The following is a 4,891-nucleotide window of genomic DNA, read 5'->3' as shown; positions in this document are numbered from 1 at the left end:
TGCATATCCCTCAGGCTGGGTGGCCAGCACTGATCGCAAAGCATTTTTTTATGAACCCCGTACACCATAACCTCCAATTTTTGTTCAGTCATGATGGCCCTGAAGTTGAAGAAGCGTTATTTCCTGTTACTCTTGTTGAGTAGATACTGGATAATTGCTTAATGACTTAATAATATTTTGGTTTCCATAACGTCTCAGGTGGAAGTCTGCCCTTTCTTTCTCTCCCAGAAGAAAGGCGGGAGTGATTGATATCCAGTGAAAAAAATCCAGCCAGGGAGCAATATGGAAATCTCTGACTTTGATTCAAAGGCAAATATAGAAAAGCTAATGATATATACGGATATATCCATACCACTAAAATTCATCAATTCTGTTCGACCAGTAGCGAGATACAGTATCAATCTTAATTTTTCTTTCGTGTTCTCTGTCTCATGCTTTTCCAATATCTGTACCGCTTTCGCTAATGCTGTTTTTGCTGCATCTGCTTTCGCTGTCCCTTCCAATATTAAGGCTTCCAGTCCCAAAATCGCGTCCTTCGGCTTCTTCCACGCAGTCACAGCGTCAGCCTCCGCTATGCTACCTAACCCAGCTGCTCGCGCATACTCTGTTGCTGTCGCTTGTTCAAGTTGTTCGTTTGACAGATGCCGGGCATTTGTAAATGTCTTGCCGATTTGATTCAAAACAGCATCAACGGCGCCATCAGAGCCTTCTACCGGAAGCTGCTCCAGAAACTTTCTAAGTAGACGTATGGAAGGGGTTACCTTACCCGGAATCTTGCTTTTCGGGTTTTTCGCGTAAGTGTCTGCATCAAAGGCCAGTTTAAGTTCGAAAGGCTTTGGAAGCAGCACCAGCCACTTGAGGAATACTCCGGCCAGAACCGATAGATTCGAGTCCCATTCCAATAAAATCTCAATAGACTGTGACACCCCGGAGAATGCAGAGAAATTGGCATTTGTTAATGTGCTGGCAGAATTTTCTTCCACACCCTGTTCAAAAAACAGCAAGAGCATCGGGGCATAAGGGAAGTAATGTTTTTTAGACAATAAAATAGTCTCTTTTATCTTTTTGGCGACGAGTTTGACTATCGGGCTTAGGGACAACTCAATCGTTTTATTATCATCGGCCATTTTGGCTCCCATCATGGCCAGTGCTTTCAGAAAATAGTAATAACCCATTCCCAGTATGTTTGTTGCATGGTCACCATTGATCAGTAAAGTCTTTCTGAATGCAGTGATGTGTTTTTCTACCTGTTGCAAAAAAAAATTCGGGTTTTCCTGAATCAAGACCACTTCCTGAATAATATTGTTATCCAGTTGAAATAAATACTGGTTGTGTACCCGTTCATTGAATGGTTCTGTTGATGGTCGGATGCGTGGCCTTAGCTCTGTTGGTCGTCTGGTTGTGTTTATGGTTCTTTTTTCTTTTTCAGTATTGGTATCGGTTCCAGATGTCAGTTGCGCCGAAGTGGGGGAAGCCGGAACCGGAAACTTTTTGACTTGAATAAAATTCCTTGAAAGCAGCAAAGACCTGGCAAGAATCCAGTCTTTTATTAAGTCGGGTCTGGACTTTTCAATGGCTTTATTGCTTATTTTGTCATGATGCTCATCAAATAGTTTCTTTTCATTTTTGCTGTCTTTGCTCAACGAAGCTTTGAGATAGCTTTCCCAAAAGCCCATTTTCCAAAAGGCTATGAATCTGGGTTGATTATTTTCGAGCAATTGTCCGGTACGCTCGGTATCCATGAATGCTTTCAGGTCAGTCATGGCTAGTACGTGTGGGAAATAAGATATATCAATGAGCGGAGATTTTTTTTTCAAGGCGCCCTTAATTTGCAAAGTGTTGAGGCTGTACGACCAAAGTTCACTGTAAATCTGACCGGCCGCTGGTTCTTTTTTTCTCTCAAGTATCAGTATCAGTGACCCGATGGTTTGTTGCAGCTCCTGATTTCTGGAGCGGATTGCTTTAAGGGCTGTTACTTTAGAGCGGGTATCGGGTTCTCTCAGGGCATTGAGAATGGCCTTCACCTCTTTGCCTCTGCCCGAGAGGTCTGACTCTTTGGCCAACTCCTGTTCAATCTTTGTCAGGGTGGTGATATCCACATCCTGGTAGATCTGCTCGAGAAACCCTTCATTCAATGCCCCTTCAATCTTTATCTGGCTTAAGCTTGTCTCCCTGGAAGCCATGCTGCGTAACAGTCGGTTTACCGGTTCCACCTGGGGCCAGCCCGCCGGATGGTGGTTGTGCAATTGCATTCCAATTAATAATTGGTAGGCAAGCGGTATACCAGCAATGGCTGCCGGTAAAAGTAGCTCGAATGCTTTTTCATAGATCTTAAGTGCTTCCGCCTTTTCGGACGGGAGTTTTTGGTTCAGAATGAACAACGCCTGAACCAGTTGGGCATAGGGGAAGTGGTTCTCATAAGCGGCCTGTTCTAACCCTGTGCGCTGCCGACTGTCGAGGGTGCTAGCCAGATTGATGGTTATGACTGGTTGGTCACTGGATGTATCTGCAGAAGCTCCGGAACAAGCCAGTATCTGCAGGGTTTTTGTTTTTCCATCCTCCAATTGATTTTGCAATGTGTCGAGTTTTGCATCGGGCGCAGGGCTTTCTTCAGAGCTCTGGCAGTGTGGTGTCTTTATTGCCCTGTTCAGCTCACCCGGAAAGTTATGATCCATTTCTCTAATCCAGTTTGATATTTCTATGGATTGAGTCAATGCCGTTTCGAAATCGATTATACTCAAGACTGACTTTTGGGTGGTGGTTTTCTTGTTTCCTTTTTTTGAGCATTCAGCCGAATCAGGTGCTGTGATCTTATTGTGATGAGCTACCGCAGAGCTTTGATCATCAGGGATTGCTTCTAATTTGATATCAACCTTTACTGGCGCAGTTGCAATGTCGCTTATTTCTGGCTTGACCGTTTTTATCCGTTTCTGTTTATTCTTATGGGAATCTAAATCTGAGTCATCTGTTATCGCCTCTTTACCTTCAATGTAAGTAGCGGTAGAAACTGCTCTATCATGTTGGTCGATACCTTTTTGCTCACCCACAGGATTTTTCGCCTTAACACTGCTTTCCTGTTCACTGTCAGGCAGGGGCTTGATATATGGATGCAGAAATTCCGGTAATCTGGATGATTCTGAAAAACTGCTGAGGACTGACTGCTGAATAATGGCCTGAACCTGTTGCTCAGTGTCACTCGCCAGCAAGATTTTTAACACATTTTGAGCATTTTGCACCCGTCGTGTTGAATCAATCCTTGGGTTGGTTTGATCAAGTTGCATGTCCTGCAGCAGTTTTTCAACCAGAGCAGGCAAGTTTGTCATAAGCAGTTTGGAACCTATGGCAAAAGGTTCTACACGCATGAAATCGAAATACCCTTCAGGACCGGCAGAAATATCGATAGACAAAATTCGCCATTTTTTTGTCTTACAACGGGCGAACCCCATTGTTTTTCCTTTGTTTGTATCGGGAAAGCAATTGATCTTTAAGGTGTGCAGTAGCCCTCTGCGCTGTAATTCTTTTGGGTTGGCTAAAACTATGGTGTGAATGTTGTTGCGTCTGACGGTGGTGCCGGGCAGGGCGTCTCTCAGCTTTTCCTCTAACGAGGCTGATATGGTTTCCAGACTTGTAATATCCTCAACTGCCAGGTCAATATCATTGGTAACAGGAACCTTGCCAAGTTCAGTGGGTTTAACTGAAGACGAAAGATGTTGCCATCTGGCTAATCCACCATAGACAAGAGCATCTTCAGTACCAGATATAACTCTCTCTGCTTCTGTATAGGTTTTTCTAAAAACAGGTGCAAGCACCACAAGTGCAGGAATCACATAGCGGATGTCCTGTTTTTTTACTAAAAATGAGCCCTCGGAATAATTTTTTAAATGATCATCCATAGATTGTATCTTGTCGTTTATTGAAGATATGGAGAGATCCGGAGCTATAAAGGGGATATATTTACTGGCAGAGTCTTGCCAGAAAAAAATCACTGCTCCAAGAACGTTTTTACTAATGTAAAATGTGCCATCAGGATTCTCTTTATCGTCGAATGGGTGACAAGCAAGACGTAATGTATTGTAAAAACTGAATAGGTTTTGTCCTTGTTCCCCCTGCATGAATTTATCGGGTGCAGTAAACGCCTGTTTTAGTCCTTCGCTGGCAGATTTTATGGACGCCTTTTTCAGTAGCTCTTCGCTGGCAGAATTTATGGCGTTGTATTGAAGATTTTCCCGGTATAACAAAATGTCTTTTTGCCACTGTGGAAACAGTTCCCATAAAGCATTTTCAGATCGACTGTCTCTCAGCCAGTCACTTTCCTGTTTATTTAAGTGGGAGCTGGTCAGGAAGTGAGTGGACCAAAGGAAGTTGTCACTGTGATGAGACAGTTTTACAGCGTGATGCCCGTAAAACAGGAAGACATAGGCATCTTCGAGACTGTTCAGAGGCTGTTGAGGCGTACGAACATGGTAGCTATGGCAGTGATCTCCTTGAGCATCAGGAACAATGACTTCTATAGAATTTTCCAGAGCTTTTGATGCCAGCACCATGTGTTGAGAGTTTTTCGGATCAAAACCCCGAAGCATCTGGTTGTATAGTGTTTCACCTTCATCATCGGGCAGTTGGCATTGACCGTAAAACGTTTCAAATTGCTCCCTGGATTTGATATCCAGCTGTTCTGAAAGAAATTCCGATATATGGCTCATTCTTTCAGGCCGAAGCCAGGACTTTTTGTAGAAATAAGATAGATGTTCAAGCAAAGATGCCGAGGAGACGCTGTCTGCTGGTGTGACTGGATGATTTCTGTCCGGTGGTGGCTCGTTATCGTCAACACTTTTCCTGCCGTCAGAGTGACTGCTTCGTTCACTTTTCTTGCCGTTTTGTTCGGCTTTTTTTT

At 43.7% G+C, this 4,891-nt stretch carries 2 protein-coding genes; both read right to left on the bottom strand.

The genetic code is table 11. From position 1 onward, the window contains the following. Positions 1 to 194 precede the first annotated feature (194 nt). Positions 195 to 4,700, bottom strand: a complete 4,506-nt coding sequence (locus KDK17_RS13140; protein ID WP_257288243.1) for a hypothetical protein — start codon at positions 4,698 to 4,700, stop codon at positions 195 to 197. After that, positions 4,697 to 4,891: hypothetical protein (locus tag KDK17_RS13135; protein ID WP_257288242.1), on the bottom strand; the 195-nt coding region annotated here is incomplete at its 5' end. The genes KDK17_RS13135 and KDK17_RS13140, both read right to left, overlap by 4 nt.

The organism is Endozoicomonas sp. SESOKO2, from assembly GCF_024606245.1.
Taxonomy (GTDB): Bacteria; Pseudomonadota; Gammaproteobacteria; order Pseudomonadales; family Endozoicomonadaceae; genus Endozoicomonas_A.
This window is presented reverse-complemented; position numbering and strand designations above follow the sequence as displayed.